Source organism: Streptomyces sp. NPDC039465, assembly GCF_055639315.1.
In genome coordinates, this window is record NZ_JBVKAP010000004.1 from 688,998 (window position 1) to 708,726 (window position 19,729).

Below are 19,729 nucleotides of genomic sequence, written 5' to 3' on the forward strand. Positions count from 1 at the left end.
GACGCCGGAGATCGCTACGACGCTATGTCGTAGATGGGGTCTTTGAGTCGAGATGGGGGCGTGGGTTACCAAGGGATGGCACCACCGCCCGGCGCGCCGCTCGCGTCGGGTCCGCTCTTGTCCGGAGGTCTTTCCCGTATGTCGAAGCGCGCCAACAATTCCGCCCGTACCGCCGTCGCCGCCCTGATCGCCGCCGGCCTGGGTGCAACCGTCGTGGCCGGAGCCGGAAGCGCCTTCGCCGCTGAGAACAAGGCCGCTGTCCCGGCCGTCGCGGCCGGTACGTCCGCCGCCGTCGCCGCCCAGGCCGACGCGCAGGCCGCCGCCGCGGCCGCCAAGGCCGCCCAGCTCAAGACTGCCCAGCTCAAGGCCGCCGTCGCCAAGGCGCAGGCCGCGAAGGCCAAGGCCGCCAAGAAGCCGGCCGCCTGGGTCAAGCCGGTCACCGGCTACACCCTGACCGCCAGCTTCAACCAGGGTGGCGCCATGTGGTCCCACAAGCACTCCGGCCAGGACTTCGCCGTTCCGGTCGGCACCCCGGTCAAGGCCGCCGGCGCCGGCACCGTCGTGAAGGCCGGCCCGAACGGCGGCGGCGACGGCCCCGCGTACGGCAACGCCATCGTCGTGAAGCACGCCAACGGCAAGTACTCGCAGTACGCGCACCTGTCGAAGGTCAACGTGAAGATCGGCCAGAAGGTGAAGACCGGCCAGACGATCGCGCTGTCCGGCAACACCGGCAACTCCTCCGGCCCCCACCTGCACTTCGAGATCCGTACCACCCCGAACTACGGCTCCGCCCTCAACCCGATGGCGTTCCTGCGGGGCGCGGGCGTCTCGATCTGACGCACTGCGTCACTGACGTACGACACGTGATGCGCCTGTTCCGTCAGGCGTGATGGGCCTGCTCGATCAGGCCGAGGGCGACTTCGAGAGCGGCGGCACGCTTCTCCTCGGGGTCGCCCTCGATGTCTTTCATGGCGTACATCGCCGCGTGCAGCGTGAACAGCGCGCTCACGCACCGCACCTGGTCGACCAGCTCCGCGTCCGGCTCCCGCAGGAGCGCCATCATCTGGATCATCCGGTCCTTGAAGGACTCACCGACGCTCAGCTCGCGCACGGTCGCCTGGTTCTCCTGCATGAAGCGGAACAGCGGCTCGGCCCCGGCGAGCGCGGCCTCGTAGCGGCGCAGGACCTCCCGCTTGGTCTCCAGCGTCCGCGGCTCGCCCCGTGCCCAGTCGATCAGCTCGTCCATGGGCCTGGTCAGGTCCTCGAAGAGGCTGATCAGGATGTCTTCCTTGGTCTTGAAGTGGTAGTAGAGCGCGGCCTTCGTGACCTCCAGCCGCTCGGCGATCTCGCGTAGCGAGGTCTTCTCGTAGCCCTGCTCGGCGAAGAGTTCGAGGGCGACGTCCTGGATGCGCTGGCGCGTGTTGCCTCTGACCATGACTGCTCTCCCACAAACTTACTTGACGCCCGGCTAGTTACGCGTCTACCTTCCCCATTGTAGTCAACTAGCCGGTCGGCAAGTAAGCGCTGTGCGGGGTCGTACGCGCGCCAGGGCACCGGCGCACAGGGGAGTGATCACGATGGACGCGACGACAGACACCGGACACGAAGCGAAACGGCCCCACAGTGTGCGGGTGGTCCTCCTCGCGTTGATGATCGCGATGCTGCTCGCCATGCTCGACAACATGATCATCGGCACCGCGATGCCGACCATCGTGGGCGAGCTCGGCGGCCTGGAACACCTCTCCTGGGTGGTCACCGCCTACACCCTGGCCACCGCCGCCTCCACCCCGATCTGGGGCAAGCTCGGCGACATGTACGGCCGCAAGGGCGTCTTCCTCACCTCGATCGCGATCTTCGTGATCGGTTCGGCGCTCAGCGGCATGGCGCAGGACATGGGCCAGCTCATCGGCTTCCGTACCGTCCAGGGCCTGGGCGCGGGCGGCCTCATGGTCGGCGTGATGGCGATCATCGGAGACCTGATACCGCCCCGCGACCGCGGCAAGTACCAGGGCATGATGGCCGGCGTCATGGCCCTCGCCATGATCGGCGGACCGCTCGTCGGCGGCACCATCACCGACCACTGGGGCTGGCGCTGGTCCTTCTACATCAACCTGCCGCTCGGCGCGATCGCCCTCGCCATGGTCACCGCCGTGCTCCACCTGCCGAAGAAGGTGCGCGCGAGCACCCGGATCGACTACCTCGGCGCCACCCTGCTCACCGTCGGCATCACCGCCATCGTGCTGGTCACGACCTGGGGCGGTACGGAGTACGCCTGGGGCTCCGCCCCCATCCTCGGTCTGACCGCCCTCGGCACCGCCGCCCTCGGCGCCTTCCTGTACGTGGAGACCCGCGCGGCCGACCCGATCATGCCGCTGCACATCTTCCGCAACCGCAACTTCTCGCTCATGTCGGTGATCGGCTTCCTCACCGGCTTCGTGATGTTCGGCGCGGTGCTCTTCCTGCCGCTGTTCCAGCAGTCCGTGCAGGGCGCCTCCGCCACCAACTCCGGGCTGCTGCTCCTGCCGATGCTGCTGTCGATGATGGTCGTCTCGCTGATCACCGGCCGGATCACCACCAGCAGCGGCAAGTACAAGATCTTCCCGATCGTCGGCGGCGGCCTGGTGGTCCTCGGGCTGTTCCTCCTCGCCCAGATGGACACCGGCACCTCCCCGCTCACCTCCGGCATCTACATGGCCCTGCTCGGCGCGGGCATGGGCTTCCTGATGCAGATCACCATGCTCGTCGCGCAGAACAGCGTCGAGATGAAGGACATGGGCGTCGCCTCCTCGTCCTCGACCCTCTTCCGCACGCTCGGCTCGTCCTTCGGCGTGGCGCTCATGGGGGCGCTCTTCACCGGCCGGGTGCAGTCGGAGATGGCCGCCCGGGGCGGCGCCGAGCTCACCCAGCAGTCCGCGCAGCTCGACGCGGCGAGCCTGGCGAAGCTCCCGGCCGCGCTGCGCGAGGCGTACCAGTACGCCGTCGCCGCAGGAACGCACTCCGCGTTCCTGCTCGCCGCGGCGGTCGCGGTGATCGGCTTCCTCGCGGCCTTCTTCGTCAAGGAGGTCCCGCTGCGCGGCGCCGGCCCCCAGCCCGCCGCGGGCTCCGCCTCCCCCGAGGCGAAGGTCGCCGAACCGGTCTGACCGGTCCCAGAAGCACGAGCGGCGAGGCCCCCGGTGCCAAGACGGCACCGGGGCCTCGCCCTTCACAGCTGCGCGCTACTCCGGGAACTGGATCATCGGAAAGCTGCCCGTGTTCGTCGGCGCGTGGTCCGGCAGCCACAACACCGCGATCGACCCGCCCGACCGCTCGGCCCCCTCCGGCGCCGCGTTGCGGAACGTCAGCCGCGCCCCGAGCACCCGCGCCTGCCCCGCCGCGATCGTCAGACCCAGCCCGTGGCCGTGCCCGGCCCGGTCGCTCGCACCCGTACGGAACCGGCTCGGGCCTTCCCGCAGCAGCGCCTCAGGGAAGCCCGGGCCGTGATCACGGATCCGTACGACCCGGCCCTCGACGGTGACCTCCACCGGCGGCTTCCCGTGCTTGGCGGCATTGGCGAGCAGATTGCCCAGGATCCGCTCCAGGCGGCGCGGATCGGTGTTCACCCACGACTCGTGGACCACATGGACCACCGCCTCCGGGTCCAGCGCCCGCACCCGCCGCTCGACGAACTCACCCAGCGCGATCTCCTGAAGCTCGGCCCGCTCGGACGCCCCGTCCAGCCGCGCGACCTCCAGCACGTCCTCGACGAGCGTCCGCATCGCCCGCGCCCTGTCCCGTACGAGCTCGGTGGGCCGGCCCGGCGGCAGCAGCTCGGCGGCCGTGAGCAGGCCGGTGACCGGCGTCCGAAGCTCGTGCGCGATGTCCGCGGTGACCCGGCGCTCCGCCTCGATCCGCTCGTGCAGCGCGTCCGTGAGGGCGTCGACCGCCCGCGCCAGCTCGTCGGTCTCGTCCCGTACGACCCCGCCGATGGCGTTGCGGACCCGTACGTCCGTATTGCCCTGCGCGACCTTTCCGGCCGCGGCCGCGGCCTTGCGCAGCCGACGGGAGAGCTGGCCGCCGATGAGCACACCGAGCGCGCAGCCGCCGAAGACGACCGTCACCGAGCCGATGATCAGGGCCCGGTCCAGATCGGCCATGATCTTGGCGCTGCGGTCGGCGAAGGGGATGTGCAGGGACAGGATGTCGCCGTTGGCCAGCGGCACGGCCGCCCACACGTCCGGCGGACCGCCGTCGCCGTGCTCCTGCACGAAGGTGCCGCGCCGATGGTCGCGCATGAGCTCGTCGAGCTCGGGCGGCAGCATCGGATCGTTGAGCTTCGTCCCGAAGCGCGGCTCCTTCGGCTTGGCGGACTCGTACATCCGCTGCGCGAAGAGCAGCCGCTCCATCTGCACCTCGCGCGCGTTCTCCAGCATCGAGACGCGCGCCGCGTTGTGCACCACCAGGCTCAGCGCCACGGCGATCAGCGCGCCCACCGCGGCGATCGCGATCGAGATCTTCCAGCGGACGCCCGTCCGGAGCGCGAACCGCCTCATCCGTCGAGTCCTATGGCCGCGGGTCCCGGGGGAGCGGGGTCATGGGTCAGGATCATGGCTTGAGCTTGTATCCGAAGCCGCGGACCGTCTCGATCCGGTCCTGTCCGATCTTCGTCCGCAGCCGCTGGACATGGACGTCCACGACCCGGGTGTCGCCGCCCCAGCCGTAGTCCCACACCCGCTCAAGGAGCCGGTCACGCGACAGGACGGTGCCCGGGGACGCCGAGAACTCGAGCAGCAGCCGCATCTCGGTCGGCGTCAGCCCCACCGAGGCGCCGCCCTTGCGGACCTCCATGCCCTCGGTGTCGACCTCCAGGTCGCCGAAGACCAGCACCCCGCGCTCGTCCGAGGCCCCCTGCCCGTCGGCACCGCCCGCCGCCCCGCCCGCGTGGCCGAACCGGCGCAGCACGGCCCGGATCCGGGCGACGAGCACCGACCCGTCGAACGGCTTGGTGACGTAGTCGTCGGCGCCCGCCTCCAGGCCGAGGACCACGTCGATGGAGTCGGCGCGCGCCGACAGCATGATCACCGGCACGGTCGACTCGTCCCGGATCCGGCGGCACAGGCTGACCCCGTCCATGCCGGGCAGCATCACGTCCAGGAGCGCGATGTCGGGCTGCCGCTCGCGGAACGACTCAAGACCGGACAGCCCGTCCGGCATCGCGGTCACCGCGAAGCCGTCCCGCTCCAGCGCCAGCTGGGTGGCTTCCCGGATGACGTCGTCGTCCTCGACGAACAGCACATGGGTCTCGGCCATCGCGCGCTCTCAGTTCTCGCTCGGTGCGGCCGTCGACGGGCTGTCGATGCCTCCGTCGCCGACCGCTTTGCTGTAGTCGTTGTGCACCCAGTCGTGCTGGGTGAACCTGCTCCCCGACCAGCGGTACGTGATCACGTCCTCGCCGGAGGGGTACGCCACCGGGTCCCCCTTGGCGTACACCTGCTTGGTCACCACGAGATCGCCCCGGTCGATCGTCGCGTACACCGCCGCGTCCTCGGCCGCGAACACGTTCTTGTACTCACCACCCTCCTCGCGGTACACGTACGTGCCGATCCCGACGGCATCACCGCAGGTCATCACGTTGACCACGACATCGGGCGCGGGCCCGCCGGTCAGATTCCCGTAGGAGGTGTCCACGGGGAAGATGTCCTTCACACACGGCTTCAGATCTGCCTTGACCTGGTCGCTCACCTTGGGGTCGGACTTGATCAGCCGCGCGGCGTCCACCTTCTTGAAGGGGGCCGCGGAGGACGCGGGCGCGGACGGGACGGCCGCCGTCGGCGAGGTCTGGTCGGGCCGGGAGGCCGCGCCCTCGTCACGGGAGCCCGTACCCCCGGTCGAACAGCCGGCCACGAACACGCCGACGGCGACGAGCCCGGCCATTGCCGTGGTGCTCGCCGCCCCGATGCCGCCAAGACGGCGCGCGTCGTGGCGCGCGCCGTCGATGTCGTGTCTGGCCCTCAGGCCGCGCACCGCTCCCGCCACCCTTCGTCACGTCGTCCGCCGGACCGCTCCAGAGCACGGGCGTCGACGGCTCGGCTCTCCAGTTCCTGGCGCAGCCGCGCCAGCGCACGGTGGAGCGTGCTCTTCACCGTACCGGTCGACATTCCGAGCGCGGCGGCGGTCTCCTCGGTGCTCATCTGCTCCCAGTGCCGCAGGACCACCACACTGCGCTGCTTCGGCGCGAGCACCTTCAGCACGTCCATCAGGAGGGCCCGGTCGGCGTGCTGCTCGGTGGCGTCGTCGACGCTCGCGTCGGGCAGCTGCTCGGTGGGCACCTCTTCCAGCTTGCGGGCGCGCCACCACTCGGTCCGCGTATTGATCATCACCCGGCGAAGGTACGCGTCCGCGAGCGACTTGTCCGCTATACCGTCCCAGCGGCCGTACGTCCGCACCAGCGCGGTCTGGAGCAGGTCCTGCGCGTCCACCGGGTCGGGGACGAGGCGCCGGGCGCTGCGCAGCAGGGCCTCCTGCCGCGTGCGTACGTACTCTTCGAACTCGAGCACCTCGCCGTGCGCCATCCGAACCGCCTCCGATCCCCGTGAAACTGCGTGGTCTCTCCTTGCGCCACTGAAGCTACGGAGGTGTTGTCACGAGGTTGTCCGGGGCAGCCGTCGGCGGATGCACGGCTGCCCATCGGTTATGTAACAGCGTTTGTGTCAGATGGTTGCGGACGGTGAAACCCCAGGCCCGGAGGGGTTTTGGGCGGCGCGGACCGGGGGCGGAGGCTCCGTTTCCGGAGGTTCGTGAGCCGGAGTCAGGAGGACGACGCCGGGCGCACGGGTCGGCCCGTCGGCAACCGGTACATGCCCTGCGCCAGCGGCTCCACCAGCCCGTCGGCGACCAGCCCGTCCAGCGCCCTGGCCCGCTGCACCGGATCGGCCCACACGGCGTCCAGCGCCGCCTGGGGTACGGGCGAGGAGGCCTCCCGCAACACGGCCAGGAGCCGGCCGCGGACCTGCCGGTCCGTACCGGCGTAGGTCTGGCCCCGGCGCGGCGGGCCGTCGTGCCCCGGCTTCCCGGCGAGCCGCCAGGCACACCGGGAGGCGATCGGACAGCGCTCACACGCTTCGTTGCGGGCCGTGCACACCAGCGCGCCCAGCTCCATCGACGCCGCGGCCCAGCGCGCCGCCGTCGGCTCGTCGGCGGGCAGCAGCGCACGCGCCAGGCGCCGCTCGGCGGCCGTGGTGGCGTTGGGCGGGTACTGGATACCGGTCGCCGCCCGCGCGAACACCCGGCGCACATTGGTGTCCAGAACGGCGTGCCGCTGCCCGTACGCAAACGAGGCCACGGCCGCCGCCGTGTACTCCCCGATGCCGGGCAGCGCGAGCAGCTGTCCGTGGTCGCTGGGCACGTCGCCGCCGTGCCGCTCCGTTATCGCCACGGCCGCCCCGTGCAGGCGCAGCGCGCGGCGCGGATAGCCGAGCCGGCCCCAGGCGCGGACGGCCTCGCCGGGGGCCTCGGCGGCCAGATCGGCCGGGCGGGGCCAGCGGGCCAGCCACTGCTCGTAGACCGGCAGGACCCGCGCGACCGGGGTCTGCTGGAGCATGAACTCGCTGACCATCACGCCCCAGGCACCCGCCTCGGGGCGCCGCCAGGGCAGGTCACGGGCGTGCTGCTCGAACCACGCCAGCACGGGCGCGTGGAGCAGGGCCGCCGCGTCGGCCTGCGGGACGTCGGGGACATCGGGGGTGGGGACCTCGGCGTCGAGGACATCGGAGGACGCCGGGACAGGGGCTTCGGATGGGGCGTCTGTGGCAGTCATGGCACCTCCGATCCTGACACGTTCAGTCCGACTGGTGGTGTACCTGCTCCCGGCGCACGGAGGCGGCGTGCGCGCGCGCTCCGCGCCCCACGCACCACACCACTGCGCCGTTGCGGCTGGACCGGCAGGCTTCCACGAGCCCCACGGTGGGCTTGGTGAGCAGGCGCATGAAGAGGAACGCGATCAGCGCGCCGAGCACCAGACCGACCGTCACGTCATGCGGGTAGTGCACGCCGACGAAGACCCGGGAGAACGCCATCAGCACCGCCATCACCGCAGCCGGCCAGGCGATCCACCGCCACGAGACGACCAGCGCGAGGGTCACCGCCATGGCGGCGGCTCCGGCGATCGCCGAGTGGTTGCTGGGGAAGGACCAGTCGCCGTACGGCGGGCACTCCACCAACGACGGACCGGCACCCACCACCGCCCGGCACGGACGCTCCTCGTCCACCAGCGACTTGAACGACTCGCTCACCACATAGCCGAAAGCGGTCGCGAGCGGCGCGAGCAGCGCGAGGGCCATGGCGCGGGAATCCAGCGACCGGGCCCTGAACCAGCCGACGACGAACAGCACTCCGAAGAGCAGCAGTCCGGCCTCGGTCCACAGTTCGGCGAGGAACTGGAACCACGAAGGGGTGTCGCGGGCGAAGTCGGTGATGGTGATGTAGAGGTCCTGGCTCATGGTCAAGGACGGTACCTGGCCAGGTCAGAGGCCCACCCGTTGCCTTCGTCGCCACCCGCCCCCGACGAAAGTGGGGGGTGGCGACCGGAGCGAGAGCGGACGGCGGCCCCTCCCGCCCCATCCCTCGGATGTGATCATCGGCAAAACTTGAGGCCTGAGGCGGCATGTGGGGCGGGAGTTGGCCCCGATCTCTCGTAAGGTTTCGTCCGTGGGATCTATGCGCAATCCGGTCGGGCCGCTTCCCTCCTCCATCTACTGGCGACGGAGGGCGGTCGCGCTGTGCCTGGTCGCACTGATGGCCCTGCTCATCGCCTGGGCCGTCGCCTCCCTGCGGGGCGACGGGAGCGGCACCCCCAGCGACGGCGCCAACGGCGCCTCGCCCAAGCCGCCCGCCATCACCCCGGGCCCCTCCTCCTCCGGCCCGGCGATCAGTGAACAGCCCGGCGGACGCGACGAATCGGGCGCGTCCGGCGAGAGCGACGGCGACCCCTCCCAGGGCGGTACGGGCACCGGCACCGACGACGGCAAGAACGGCGACACCGTCGGCAGCGGCACCACCGCCGGCACAGGCGCCGGCCAGCAGGTCCCCGCGAACTCCCCGCTGCCCAACTGCCCGCCCGGCGCCCTGCAGTTGACCCTGCGCACCATGAAGGTCTCCTACGAGCCCGGTGAGCGGCCGCAGTTCCAGCTGGTCGCCCGCAACACCTCGGCCACCACCTGCAAGGCCGACTTCGGGCCCCGCCAGGCGGTCCTGACGATCAGCGACAGCCAGGACGACGACGTCTGGTCCTCGAAGGACTGCCCGCGCACGGCAGCCGGCCTGCTGCTGCGCGTTCCGGCAGGCGGAACGATCACCCACACCGTGGAGTGGGACCGGGCGCGCAGCGCCCCGCAGTGCGCGACGCCGTCGACGCGGCCTGTGGAGCCCGGGACGTACCTCGTCGAGGCGCAGGTGCCCGGCGTGAAGGTGATGCCCGCGTCGTTCACGCTGGCCAAGGACTGACGGCAAGACCGAGGACTGAAACGGCGGAGGCGGCGGGACCCGATGGGGCCCGCCGCCTCCGCCGTACGTACCGCTTGCGGCTACCGCCTACACGTACCGCTCGAGGATCGAGGACTCCGCGAGCCGGGAGAGGCCCTCGCGGACACTGCGGGCCCGCGCCTCGCCCACGCCGTCGACCGTCTGCAGATCGTCGACGCTCGCCGCGAGCAGCTTCTGCAGCCCGCCGAAGTGCTCCACCAGGCGCTCGATGATGGCGCCCGGCAGCCGCGGCACCTTCGCCAGCAGCCGGTAGCCGCGCGGGGAGACCGCAGAGTCCAGCGTCTCGGGAGAGCCGCTGTAGCCCAACGCCTTCGCCACTATGGGCAGTTCCAGCAGCTCGGCATGGGTCAGCGCGTCGAGCTCGGTGAGCGCCTCGGCGACCGTACGGGACCGCTTCGCCGTGGGCTCGGGGACGTAGTCCCGGATGACCAGCTCGCGCTCCGGCTCCACGCCCGCGATCAACTCGTCCAGCTGGAGCGAGAGGAGCCGGCCGTCGGTGCCGAGCTCGACCACGTACTCCGCGATCTCGGTGGCGATCCGGCGCACCATCTCCAGCCGCTGGGCGACGGCGGTCACGTCCCGGACCGTCACCAGGTCCTCGATCTCCAGCGCGGAGAGCGTCCCGGCGACCTCGTCGAGCCGCAGCTTGTACCGCTCCAGGGTGGCGAGGGCCTGGTTGGCGCGCGAGAGGATCGCGGCGGACTCCTCCAGCACCCGGCGCTCGCCGTCCACGTAGAGCGCGATGAGCCGCATCGACTGGGAGACCGAGACGACCGGGAAGCCGCACTGCTTGGAGACCCGGTCCGCGGTGCGGTGGCGGGTGCCGGTCTCCTCCGTGGGGATGGAGGCGTCCGGGACGAGCTGGACACCGGCCCGAAGGATCTTGGTGATGTCCTTGTCGAGGATGAGCGCGCCGTCCAGTTTGCACAGCTCACGCAGCCGGGTCGCGGTGAACTCCACGTCCAGCACAAAGCCGCCCGTGCACATCGATTCGACCGTCTTGTCCATGCCGAGGACGATCAGACCGCCGGTGTTGCCACGGAGGATGCGCTCCAGACCGTCCCGCAGGGACGTGCCGGGAGCGACGGCGCTCAGGGACGCCCGCATCAGCGCTTCGACGCCGGAGCCTCCGCCGGACTTTCCGGGATTTGCTGCCCCGTCCTTGGCTGCCACTGCACTCCTCCGGCTCGTACGGATGGGCGAGACCAGGGCAAAGTCTAGCGACCTGGCTGTCGCGCCGGTGTGGGCAATCGCTGCGCCGCTCCCCGGGCGCCTCCGGGCCGCTCCGCCCGCGGCCCGTCAGCCGAGCGGGTCCGCCTCCCGCGCCGGGGCCCGGCGGCTGCGCGGCAGCACCCGCAGCGCGTCCCCCATGTCCGCCACCTCAAGCACCTTCATGCCCGCCGGGACCTTCCCCGGATCGCTCGGCACAAGGGCGTGGGTGAAGCCGAGGCGGTGCGCCTCCGCGAGGCGCCGCTGCACGCCCGTGACGCGTCTCACCTCGCCCGCGAGGCCCACCTCGCCGATCGCGACCAGGTTCTTCGGCAGCGGGGTGTCGCTCGCGGCGGACGCCAGGGCCAGCGCGATGGCGAGGTCGGCGGCCGGCTCGGAGAGCTTCACCCCGCCCACCGTCGCGCTGTAGATGTCCCGCTTGCCGAGCGCGGTGATCCGGCCCCGCTGCTCCAGGACCGCCAGCATCATCGACACTCGGGAGGTCTCGAGCCCCGAGGTGGTCCGCCGGGGCGAGGGGATCTGCGAATCGACCGTGAGCGCCTGCACCTCGGCCACCAGCGGCCGGCGGCCCTCCAGGGTCACGGTCAGACAGGTGCCGGGCACAGGCTCGGCGCGGCGGGTGAGGAAGAGACCCGAAGGGTCGGTGAGACCGGTGATCCCCTCGTCGTGCAGCTCGAAGCAGCCGACCTCGTCCGTCGCGCCGTAGCGGTTCTTGACGCCGCGCACCAGCCGCAGCCGGGCGTGCCGGTCGCCCTCGAAGTGCAGCACGACATCGACGAGATGCTCAAGGAGACGGGGCCCGGCGATGGCCCCGTCCTTGGTGACATGGCCGACCAGCAGCGTGGACATGCCGCGCTCCTTGGAGGCCCGGATCAGGGCCCCGGCGACCTCGCGCACCTGCGCCATGCCGCCCGGCGCGCCGTCGATCTCCGGAGACGCCACCGTCTGCACCGAGTCCAGGATCAGCAGCGACGGCTTGACCGCGTCCAGGTGCCCCAGCACCGCGGAGAGGTCGGTCTCGGCGGCCAGATAGAGATGGTCGTTCAGCGCGCCGATCCGGTCGGCGCGCAGCCGGACCTGGCTCGCGGACTCCTCGCCGGTCACATAGAGCGTGCGGTGCTCGTCGCCGGCCGCCTTCGCCGCCACGTCGAGCAGCAGCGTGGACTTGCCGACCCCCGGCTCGCCGGCGAGCAGCACCACGGCCCCGGGCACCAGCCCGCCGCCCAGGACCCGGTCCAGCTCGGCCACCCCGGTCGTCCGGGCCGTGGCCTGACGCCCGTCGACCTGGCCGATGGGGACCGCGGCGGTGGAGACACGGCCCGCGGCGGTCGTACGGACAGCGGGCGCGCCGTACTCCTCGACCGTCCCCCAGGCTTGGCACTCAGGGCAACGACCGAGCCACTTGGCGGTCGTCCAGCCGCACTCGGTGCAGCGATAGGACGGCCGGTCCTTGGCGGATTTCGTACGGGCAGCCATGCGGAAACCGTAGCGGTGCCCACTGACAACGCGGCCGCCGCAGCCCGTCCAGGGGGGCGCACAGGGGCGTGCGACGGGCGGCTCGTGTCCCCTTTTGAGGGATACGTTCACCCGTAAGGATTAAAAGTACGCAAGGCGCGCGAAGGGCATGCTGTCCCTTGCCTACCGTCGCCGGGTGACGAGCAGCAGGCTGGAACCCCCCACCCACACCACCGGCGCACACCGGGCGCACCGGCGCGCGCCGCGGTCCGTCTCGGACACCCCCGCCGGCGCCACCGCCTCCGCCCCCTCCTCGACGGAGTCCGACCCGACGCTCCGCCGGCGCCCGCCCGCCCGCTACGAGGCCTACCTCGACGGTCTGTTCACGTACTGCCTCGCGGTGCTCTGCGACCACGACACGGCCACGGCGGTCCTCGGCGACGTCCTCGCCATCGCCGAGCGCCAGCACGGCCGATGTCCCGCCGACGAGGCCGAGCGGAAGGCCTGGCTCTACGCGCTGGCCCGCTGGGCCTGTCTGCGCAGCCTCGGCGAGCAGCGCCGCAAGCGCCAGGGCGCGCACACGGGCCGCCCCGCCGTCGTGCCGCCGACCGCGCCCCCCGTCTCCGAGGAGACCGCCGAGCGCCGCCGCGCCGAACTGGCCCTGCTCGCCTGGCCGGAGGCGGCCGGCACCACCCCCGAACAGCGCGAGGCCCTGGAGCTGGCCGTACGCCACCAGCTCGCCCCCAAGGAGGTCGCCGCCGTCCTCGGCCTCGACCCCCTCGCCGCCCGCGACCTCCTGGCCTCCGCCGCCTGCGAGGTCGAACGCACCCGCGCCGCGCTCGCCGTCGTCGAGACCGGCAGCTGCGCCACCGTCGCCCGCCTCACCGGCGACCATCAGGTCCTGCTCTCGGCCGCCCTGCGCCGTGAACTCGTCCGGCACGTCGACGACTGCCCGCGCTGCCGCCGGGTCGCCGAACGCGCCGGAGCGGGCGGCCCCTGGCCGGGCGCCGGCGTCACCCCGGCCCGGCTGCCGCTCGTCGAGGCGCCGAGGGCGGCCGCGTACGTCGCGATGCTGCACGTGCCACGCGCGCGTGCCGGGGCCCCGCGCTTCGGGCCCGGCGGCTTCCCGATGGACCCCAAGGACCACGCGGCCCGGCGCGACCGGATGCGGGCCCGCGCCGTCACCACCACGGTCGTCGCGGCCGTCGTCGCCGCGCCGGTCCTCGCCCTGTGGGCCGCCTACCGCGGCGCCCCGCTCACCGGCGAGACCCAGGGCGGCTCCCGGGTCACCGCGAGCGAGGTGGAAGAGCCCGCCGGGATGGAGGTCCGCCCGCCCGAGCACTACGAGAACACGGGCAACGCCCGTACGAGACCCGACTCGCGCTTCACCATCGGCGGGCGCACCCCTGACGTCGGCGTGGAGGTGATCAGCACCGGCACGCCCGCCCCGCCCGGCCGCCCCGGGCACGGCCCCGGCCGGCTCATGGTCACCGCGCAGCCGGCCGGCGGCACGACGGCGCTCACCCTCACCGCCTCCGGCGGTGAGCCGGTCGTCTGGACGCTGTGGACGGACGCGCCCTGGCTCGTGGTGAGCCGGACGTCCGGCACGCTGCGGCCCGGCGAGTCCGTGACGGTCCACATCGCCGTGGACCACGCGCGCGAACCGCACGGCCCCTGGAGCGGGCGGGTGGGCGTGGAGCCGGCGGGCGCGGTCGTCGAGATCGGCGGCCATGGCGCGTCGGCGCCGCCCCCCAGCACACCGCCCTCCCCTCAGCCGCCCTCCTCCGAGCCGCCGACCGCGCCGCCGTCGTCCGAGCCGCCGCCGTCCTCGCAGCCCCCCTCGCCGACCCCGACCCCGTCGCAGAGCGCGCCCCCGAGCGACCCGGCGACACCCCCGCCCTCACCGGGCTGAGCCTGAGCGGACCGAGCGGGCCCTGGGGTCAGCGGGTCCGCTGGATCAGCGGGGGTCGGCCGGGTGCGGGGCCACCAGCGGCAGCTGGGACGCCAGCCGTGCCTCGCACAGGCCCACCAGCACCTCGTACGCCTCCTTGCCCATCAGCTCGGTCAGCTCGGGCCGGTAGGTCACGTACACCGGCTCACCCGCGCCGTGCGCGGACGTCGCCGAGGTGCACCACCAGTGCAGGTCATGGCCGCCCGGGCCCCAGCCGCGCCGGTCGTACTCACCGATCGAGATCTGGAGCACCCGGCTGTCGTCGGGGCGGTCGATCCAGTCGTACGTCCGGCGCACCGGCAGCTGCCAGCACACGTCCGGCTTGGTCTCCAGCGGCTCCTGGCCCTCCTTGAGGGCCAGGATGTGCAGCGAGCAGCCCGCGCCGCCCTTGAAGCCGGGCCGGTTCTGGAAGATGCACGAGCCCTCCCAGCGCCGGGTCTGCCGCTCGCCGTCCTCGTCCTTCTGCACCCAGCCGCTGGTGGTGCCGACGTCGTGGAACTGCCACAGGTCCGGGGTGAGCCGCGCCACATGCGAGGCGACCCGCCGCTCGTCGTCCTCGTCGGAGAAGTGGGCGCCCAGCGTGCAGCAGCCGTCGTCGGCCCGGCCGGCCTGGATCCCCTGGCAGCCGCTGCCGAAGATGCACGTCCAACGTGAGGTGAGCCACGTCAGGTCGCAGCGGAAGATCTGCTCGTCGTCGGCCGGGTCCGGGAACTCGACCCACGCGCGCGCGAAATCAAGGCCCTTCTCGTCCGGTTCAAGAGTTTTGCCCTGTTTCTTGGACGTCTTGAGGGGCTTGATGGCCTTGGTTACTTCTTTGTCCGGCTTCGCCTTTTTCGTCTTTGGCACACCACAAGCGTATGCGCGCGGGCGCAGTAGCGTTCCGTCCATGAGACTCGGAGTCCTCGACGTCGGTTCGAACACAGTGCACCTGCTGGTGGTGGACGCCCACCCCGGCGCCCGGCCGCTGCCCGCCCACTCCCACAAGGCGGAGTTGCGCCTCGCCGAACTCCTCGACGCGTCGGGAGCCATCGCCGCCGCCGGGGTCGACCGGCTCATCGCCACCGTGCACGCCGCCCTCCAGGCCGCCGAGGACAAGGGCTGCGAAGAGGTCCTCCCGTTCGCCACCTCCGCCGTCCGCGAGGCCAGCAACGCCGACGCCGTCCTCGCGCGCGTGAAGGACGAGACCGGCGTCGACCTCCAGGTCCTCTCCGGCGAGGAGGAGGCCCGACTCACCTTCCTCGCCGCCCGCCGCTGGTTCGGCTGGTCCGCCGGCAAGCTGCTCCTCCTCGACATCGGCGGCGGCTCCCTGGAGATCGCGTACGGCATCGACGAGGAGCCCGACGCCGCCGTCTCCCTCCCGCTCGGCGCGGGCCGCCTCACCGCCGCCTGGCTGCCCGACGACCCGGCCGACGCGACCGACGTACGCGCCCTGCGCCGCCACGTCCGCGCGCAGATCGCCCGTACGGTCCACGAATTCACCCGCTTCGGACCGCCCGACCATGTCGTGGCCACGTCCAAGACCTTCAAGCAGCTCGCCCGGATCGCCGGCGCACCCGGCTCCGGCGAGGGCCTCTACGTCCAGCGCGAGCTCAGCCGAAAGGACCTGGAGGAATGGGTCCCCAAGCTCTCCGCCATGACCTCCGGCCAGCGCGCCGCCCTCCCCGGCGTCTCCGAGGGCCGCGCCGCCCAGCTGCTCGCCGGGGCGCTGGTCGCCGAAGGCGCGATGGACCTGTTCGGCGTGGAGGAGCTGGAGATCTGCCCCTGGGCGCTGCGCGAGGGCGTCATCCTGCGCCGCCTGGACCACCTCCCGGAGCCGGCGGCCCCGGCGCCGGGCCCGCTGCCGGAGGTGTAGCTGCCGCAGGTGTGGCGTACGGAGATGGGCGACCGGGCCCGTACGGAGAACGGCTGACCGGACCCGTACGGAGCATGTCGGTAGGCACCCGGACGGGGAGTTGCAGGGCCGGGAGGGCCAGGACCGGCCTCCCCCCGCCCCGCGACGGCCCGTACGCTGTCCCTCGTGGCAGAACAGGTGGTGCGCATCCCGGATGCGAAGGTCGCCCTGTCGACCGCCTCGGTCTATCCGGAGTCGACGGCGACGGCCTTCGAGATCGCCGCGCGCCTCGGCTACGACGGCGTCGAGGTCATGGTCTGGACGGACCCCGTCAGCCAGGACATCGAGGCGCTGCGCCGCCTCTCCGACTACCACCAGGTGCCGATCCTGGCCGTCCACGCGCCCTGTCTGCTGATCACCCAGCGCGTCTGGTCGACCGACCCCTGGGTGAAGCTCCAGCGCGCCCAGGCCGCCGCCGAGAAGCTGGGCGCCACCACGGTCGTGGTGCATCCGCCGTTCCGCTGGCAGCGCCAGTACGCGCGTGACTTCGTCTCCGGCATCTGGCGGATGGCCAACGAGACGGACGTACGGTTCGCGGTGGAGAACATGTACCCCTGGCGCTACCGCGATCGCGAGATGCTCGCCTACGCGCCCGAGTGGGACGTCACCAAGGACGACTACCGCCACTACACGATCGACCTCTCCCACACCGCGACCTCCCGCACCGACACCCTCGCCATGCTGGACCGGATGGGCGACCGCCTCGGCCATGTCCACCTCGCCGACGGCAAGGGCTCCGCGAAGGACGAGCACCTGGTCCCGGGCCGCGGCGACCAGCCGTGCGCGGAGGTGCTGGAGCGGCTCGCCCGCCGCGGCTTCGACGGCCATGTGGTGGTCGAGGTCAACACCCGTCGCGCGATGTCTGCCGCCGAACGGGAGGCCGACCTCGCCGAGGCGCTCGCCTTCACCCGGCTGCACCTGGCCTCCGCCGCCGCACCCTCCTCCCCGCCGCGGGTCCCGCGCGCATGACCGATCCGGCGAACGACCCGGCGAGCGATCCGGCACCCCGCCGGCGCGGCCGGCCCGCCCGTTCCGCCGAGGACGCCGGGCCCAGCGCCCGCGAACGGATCCTGGAGGCGGCCCGGGAGCTGTTCGCCGAGCGCGGCTACGACAAGACCTCCGTACGCGGCATCGCCAAGGCCGCCGACGTGGACCCGGCGCTCGTCCACCACTACTTCGGTACGAAGGACGAGGTCTTCGCCGCCGCCATCGAGGTCTCCTTCGAACCCGCCCTGGTCATCCCGACCGTGATCGGCGAAGGCGCCGAGGGCATCGGCGAGCGGCTGGCCCGCTTCTTCCTCTCCGTCTGGGAGAACGAGCAGACCCGGGCGCCGCTGCTCGCGATCATCCGCTCGGCGGTGACCCACGAGACGGCGGCGAAGGTGCTGCGCGGCTTCGTACTGCGGCGGCTGCTGGAACGGGTCGCGGCGGAGCTGGACGTACCCGACCCGGAGTTCCGGGCGGAGCTCGCGGCCTCCCACATGCTCGGGATCGCGATGCTGCGGTACGTCCTGCGGATGGAGCCGCTGGCCTCGGCGGACCCGGAGGCGATCATCGCCCTGGTGGCCCCCACGCTCCAGCGCTACCTCACGGACGCCCCCGCCCCTCCGGCGTGACCGAAAGCTGAACAGCCAGTCCGCCATACGGACATGATGTCCAGATCTTGGAGAGGCGGCGTACGCTCGCTCGTAGGAACACCCGTCACGAGGAGCGAGCGACGATGCCCGAGCTGAGGTCCCGCACTGTCACCCATGGCCGCAACATGGCGGGCGCCCGCGCCCTAATGCGGGCGTCGGGCGTAGCGAGCGAGGACATCGGCAAGCCGATCGTCGCCGTCGCCAACTCGTTCACCGAGTTCGTCCCAGGCCACACGCACCTGGCCCCCGTCGGCCGGATCGTCTCCGACGCCATCCGCGCGGCCGGCGCCGTCCCCCGCGAGTTCAACACCATCGCGGTCGACGACGGCATCGCGATGGGCCACGCCGGCATGCTCTACTCCCTGCCCTCCCGCGACCTGATCGCGGACAGCGTGGAGTACATGGTCGAGGCCCACTGCGCCGACGCCCTGATCTGCATCTCCAACTGCGACAAGATCACCCCCGGCATGCTGATGGCCGCCATGCGCCTCAACATCCCGGTCGTCTTCGTCTCCGGCGGCCCGATGGAGGCCGGCCAGGCCACCCTCGTGGACGGCACCGTCCGCAAGCTCGACCTGATCGACGCCATGGTCGACGCCGCCAACGAGAACGTCTCGGACGCCGACGTGCTCCGCATCGAGGAGAACGCCTGCCCGACCTGCGGCTCCTGTTCCGGCATGTTCACCGCCAACTCGATGAACTGCCTCGCCGAGGCCATCGGCCTGGCCCTGCCCGGCAACGGCTCGGTCCTCGCCACGCACACCGCCCGCCGCGCCCTCTACGAGGACGCCGGCCGCACGGTCGTCGAGATCACCAAGCGCTACTACGAGGGCGGCGACGAGTCCGTCCTGCCGCGCAACATCGCCACCCGCCAGGCCTTCGAGAACGCCATGGCCCTCGACATCGCCATGGGCGGCTCCACCAACACGATCCTGCACCTGCTGGCCGCCGCGCAGGAGGCCGGGCTCGACTACGACCTCACCGACATCGACGAGGTCTCGCGCCGCGTGCCATGCCTGGCGAAGGTCGCGCCGAACGTGGCCCCCGGCGGCACGTACTACATGGAGGACGTGCACCGCGCCGGCGGCATCCCCGCGATCCTGGGCGAGCTGCACCGAGGCGGCCTGCTCAACAAGGACGTGACGACGGTCCACTCCGCCAACCTGGAGGACTGGCTGTCGACGTGGGACGCCCGCTCCGGCACCGCCTCGGCGGAGGCGATGGACCTCTGGCACGCCGCCCCCGGCTGCAAGCGCTCCGCGACCGCCTTCTCCCAGTCCGAGCGCTGGGACACCCTCGACCTCGACCAGGAGGGCGGCTGCATCCGCTCCGTCGAGCACGCGTACTCCAAGGACGGCGGCCTCGCGGTCCTGCGCGGCAACATCGCCGAGGACGGCTGCGTCGTGAAGACGGCGGGCGTCGACGAGTCGATCTGGACCTTCGAGGGCCCGGCGGTCGTGTGCGAGTCCCAGGACGAGGCGGTCGAGAAGATCCTCACCAAGCAGGTCAAGGAGGGCGACGTCGTCGTCATCCGCTACGAGGGCCCGCGCGGCGGCCCCGGCATGCAGGAGATGCTCTACCCCACCTCCTTCCTCAAGGGCCGCGGCCTGGGCAAAACCTGCGCCCTCGTCACCGACGGCCGCTTCTCCGGCGGCACCTCGGGCCTCTCCATCGGCCACGCCTCCCCGGAGGCGGCCTCGGGCGGCACGATCGCCCTGGTCGAGGACGGCGACCGCATCCGCATCGACATCCCCAACCGCTCCATCGAGCTCCTGGTCGACGACACGACCCTGGCGGCCCGCCGCGAGGCGCTGGGCGGCGTCTACGCCCCGAAGAACCGTGAACGCAAGGTCTCGGCGGCGCTGAGGGCGTACGCGGCGATGGCGACAAGCGCAGACAAGGGCGCGGTGCGGGACGTCTCGAAGCTGGGCTGAGCGGGCTGCCGCCCCCTCGCCACCACACTGAGGCGGGCCTCCGGCCCGCCTCAGCGGTTCCGCGCCGCGGCCGGGGGCCGGTCGCCCCCGGTTCGGCCCGCGCCCGGTGCCGCCG

General features: G+C 72.2%; 18 protein-coding genes. 8 read left to right on the plus strand and 10 right to left on the minus strand.

Annotation, left to right across the window (positions count from 1 at the left end; genetic code table 11):
* Nucleotides 1-138: 138 nt before the first annotated feature.
* On the plus strand, nucleotides 139-837 hold the full coding sequence (locus tag ACZ7LT_RS17680) for a M23 family metallopeptidase (RefSeq protein WP_471236945.1): 699 nt from the start codon (nucleotides 139-141) through the stop codon (nucleotides 835-837).
* Between the two features lie 43 nt (nucleotides 838-880).
* Here ACZ7LT_RS17680 and ACZ7LT_RS17685 read toward each other — a convergent pair whose 3' ends face one another.
* On the minus strand, nucleotides 881-1,435 hold the full coding sequence (locus tag ACZ7LT_RS17685; protein WP_471236946.1) for a TetR/AcrR family transcriptional regulator: 555 nt from the start codon (nucleotides 1,433-1,435) through the stop codon (nucleotides 881-883).
* A gap of 142 nt (nucleotides 1,436-1,577) precedes the next feature.
* On the opposite strand from ACZ7LT_RS17685, the gene ACZ7LT_RS17690 reads away from it, so the two are divergent.
* On the plus strand, nucleotides 1,578-3,140 hold the full coding sequence (locus ACZ7LT_RS17690; RefSeq protein WP_471236947.1) for an MDR family MFS transporter: 1,563 nt from the start codon (nucleotides 1,578-1,580) through the stop codon (nucleotides 3,138-3,140).
* 75 nt (nucleotides 3,141-3,215) lie between these two features.
* Here ACZ7LT_RS17690 and cseC read toward each other — a convergent pair whose 3' ends face one another.
* The 6 genes from cseC to ACZ7LT_RS17720 form a co-directional block, all read right to left on the minus strand.
* Entirely contained in the window at nucleotides 3,216-4,529 is a 1,314-nt protein-coding gene (gene cseC, locus ACZ7LT_RS17695) for a two-component system sensor histidine kinase CseC (RefSeq protein WP_471236948.1), read from the minus strand.
* Nucleotides 4,530-4,581: 52 nt separating this feature from the next.
* On the minus strand, nucleotides 4,582-5,286 hold the full coding sequence (gene cseB / locus ACZ7LT_RS17700) for a two-component system response regulator CseB (RefSeq protein WP_471236949.1): 705 nt from the start codon (nucleotides 5,284-5,286) through the stop codon (nucleotides 4,582-4,584).
* A gap of 9 nt (nucleotides 5,287-5,295) precedes the next feature.
* On the minus strand, nucleotides 5,296-5,910 hold the full coding sequence (locus ACZ7LT_RS17705) for a hypothetical protein (RefSeq protein WP_471236994.1): 615 nt from the start codon (nucleotides 5,908-5,910) through the stop codon (nucleotides 5,296-5,298).
* Nucleotides 5,911-5,987: 77 nt separating this feature from the next.
* Nucleotides 5,988-6,548, minus strand: coding sequence for a SigE family RNA polymerase sigma factor (locus tag ACZ7LT_RS17710; protein WP_471236950.1), 561 nt, complete (start codon nucleotides 6,546-6,548; stop codon nucleotides 5,988-5,990).
* Between the two features lie 236 nt (nucleotides 6,549-6,784).
* A complete protein-coding gene (locus tag ACZ7LT_RS17715) occupies nucleotides 6,785-7,792 on the minus strand; it encodes an HhH-GPD family protein (protein ID WP_471236951.1) in 1,008 nt (335 codons plus the stop codon).
* A 22-nt stretch (nucleotides 7,793-7,814) separates the two neighbouring features.
* Complete coding sequence (locus tag ACZ7LT_RS17720; protein ID WP_471236952.1) at nucleotides 7,815-8,474, minus strand: phosphatase PAP2 family protein; 660 nt, start codon at nucleotides 8,472-8,474, stop codon at nucleotides 7,815-7,817.
* A 217-nt stretch (nucleotides 8,475-8,691) separates the two neighbouring features.
* On the opposite strand from ACZ7LT_RS17720, the gene ACZ7LT_RS17725 reads away from it, so the two are divergent.
* The gene (locus tag ACZ7LT_RS17725) at nucleotides 8,692-9,477 is read left to right on the plus strand and encodes a hypothetical protein (RefSeq protein ID WP_471236995.1); all 786 of its coding nucleotides are present in this window, start codon (nucleotides 8,692-8,694) and stop codon (nucleotides 9,475-9,477) included.
* 87 nt (nucleotides 9,478-9,564) lie between these two features.
* On the opposite strand, the gene disA is transcribed toward ACZ7LT_RS17725, so the two are convergent.
* Both disA and radA read right to left on the minus strand, forming a co-directional pair.
* Nucleotides 9,565-10,689: a DNA integrity scanning diadenylate cyclase DisA gene (disA, locus tag ACZ7LT_RS17730; RefSeq protein WP_471236953.1), complete on the minus strand. Its 1,125-nt coding sequence runs from the start codon at nucleotides 10,687-10,689 to the stop codon at nucleotides 9,565-9,567.
* Nucleotides 10,690-10,815: 126 nt separating this feature from the next.
* Entirely contained in the window at nucleotides 10,816-12,222 is a 1,407-nt protein-coding gene (radA, locus tag ACZ7LT_RS17735; RefSeq protein WP_471236954.1) for a DNA repair protein RadA, read from the minus strand.
* A gap of 175 nt (nucleotides 12,223-12,397) precedes the next feature.
* Here radA and ACZ7LT_RS17740 point away from each other — a divergent pair, with 175 nt between their 5' ends.
* Nucleotides 12,398-14,113, plus strand: a complete 1,716-nt coding sequence (locus ACZ7LT_RS17740; protein ID WP_471236955.1) for a BACON domain-containing protein — start codon at nucleotides 12,398-12,400, stop codon at nucleotides 14,111-14,113.
* Nucleotides 14,114-14,158: 45 nt separating this feature from the next.
* Here the strand turns inward: ACZ7LT_RS17740 and ACZ7LT_RS17745 are convergent, their stop codons facing one another.
* Entirely contained in the window at nucleotides 14,159-14,998 is an 840-nt protein-coding gene (locus ACZ7LT_RS17745; RefSeq protein ID WP_471236956.1) for a DUF3109 family protein, read from the minus strand.
* A 40-nt stretch (nucleotides 14,999-15,038) separates the two neighbouring features.
* Here ACZ7LT_RS17745 and ACZ7LT_RS17750 point away from each other — a divergent pair, with 40 nt between their 5' ends.
* The 4 genes from ACZ7LT_RS17750 (at nucleotide 15,039) to ilvD (ending at nucleotide 19,614) form a co-directional block, all read left to right on the plus strand.
* Nucleotides 15,039-16,004, plus strand: a complete 966-nt coding sequence (locus ACZ7LT_RS17750) for a Ppx/GppA family phosphatase (RefSeq protein ID WP_471236957.1) — start codon at nucleotides 15,039-15,041, stop codon at nucleotides 16,002-16,004.
* A 165-nt stretch (nucleotides 16,005-16,169) separates the two neighbouring features.
* Nucleotides 16,170-17,012: a sugar phosphate isomerase/epimerase family protein gene (locus tag ACZ7LT_RS17755; protein WP_471236958.1), complete on the plus strand. Its 843-nt coding sequence runs from the start codon at nucleotides 16,170-16,172 to the stop codon at nucleotides 17,010-17,012.
* Nucleotides 17,009-17,659, plus strand: a complete 651-nt coding sequence (locus ACZ7LT_RS17760; RefSeq protein ID WP_471236959.1) for a TetR/AcrR family transcriptional regulator — start codon at nucleotides 17,009-17,011, stop codon at nucleotides 17,657-17,659. Before ACZ7LT_RS17755 ends, ACZ7LT_RS17760 begins: the two co-directional genes overlap by 4 nt.
* A 104-nt stretch (nucleotides 17,660-17,763) precedes the next feature.
* Nucleotides 17,764-19,614 (plus strand): dihydroxy-acid dehydratase, encoded by a 1,851-nt coding sequence (ilvD, locus tag ACZ7LT_RS17765; RefSeq protein ID WP_471236960.1) that lies wholly within the window; start codon nucleotides 17,764-17,766, stop codon nucleotides 19,612-19,614.
* Nucleotides 19,615-19,729: the final 115 nt, after the last annotated feature.

Bases quoted from the DNA above. Each gene is read 5' to 3' on its own strand.
- ACZ7LT_RS17750 (WP_471236957.1), top strand. From the start codon at position 15,039: ATGAGACTCGGAGTCCTCGACGTCGGTTCGAACACAGTGCACCTGCTG.
- ACZ7LT_RS17685 (WP_471236946.1), bottom strand. From the start codon at position 1,435: ATGGTCAGAGGCAACACGCGCCAGCGCATCCAGGACGTCGCCCTCGAA.
- ACZ7LT_RS17710 (WP_471236950.1), bottom strand. From the start codon at position 6,548: ATGGCGCACGGCGAGGTGCTCGAGTTCGAAGAGTACGTACGCACGCGG.
- cseC (WP_471236948.1), bottom strand. From the start codon at position 4,529: ATGAGGCGGTTCGCGCTCCGGACGGGCGTCCGCTGGAAGATCTCGATC.
- cseB (WP_471236949.1), bottom strand. From the start codon at position 5,286: ATGGCCGAGACCCATGTGCTGTTCGTCGAGGACGACGACGTCATCCGG.
- ACZ7LT_RS17705 (WP_471236994.1), bottom strand. From the start codon at position 5,910: ATGGCCGGGCTCGTCGCCGTCGGCGTGTTCGTGGCCGGCTGTTCGACC.
- ilvD (WP_471236960.1), top strand. From the start codon at position 17,764: ATGCCCGAGCTGAGGTCCCGCACTGTCACCCATGGCCGCAACATGGCG.
- radA (WP_471236954.1), bottom strand. From the start codon at position 12,222: ATGGCTGCCCGTACGAAATCCGCCAAGGACCGGCCGTCCTATCGCTGC.
- ACZ7LT_RS17715 (WP_471236951.1), bottom strand. From the start codon at position 7,792: ATGACTGCCACAGACGCCCCATCCGAAGCCCCTGTCCCGGCGTCCTCC.
- ACZ7LT_RS17720 (WP_471236952.1), bottom strand. From the start codon at position 8,474: ATGAGCCAGGACCTCTACATCACCATCACCGACTTCGCCCGCGACACC.
- ACZ7LT_RS17760 (WP_471236959.1), top strand. From the start codon at position 17,009: ATGACCGATCCGGCGAACGACCCGGCGAGCGATCCGGCACCCCGCCGG.
- ACZ7LT_RS17680 (WP_471236945.1), top strand. From the start codon at position 139: ATGTCGAAGCGCGCCAACAATTCCGCCCGTACCGCCGTCGCCGCCCTG.
- ACZ7LT_RS17690 (WP_471236947.1), top strand. From the start codon at position 1,578: ATGGACGCGACGACAGACACCGGACACGAAGCGAAACGGCCCCACAGT.
- ACZ7LT_RS17725 (WP_471236995.1), top strand. From the start codon at position 8,692: ATGCGCAATCCGGTCGGGCCGCTTCCCTCCTCCATCTACTGGCGACGG.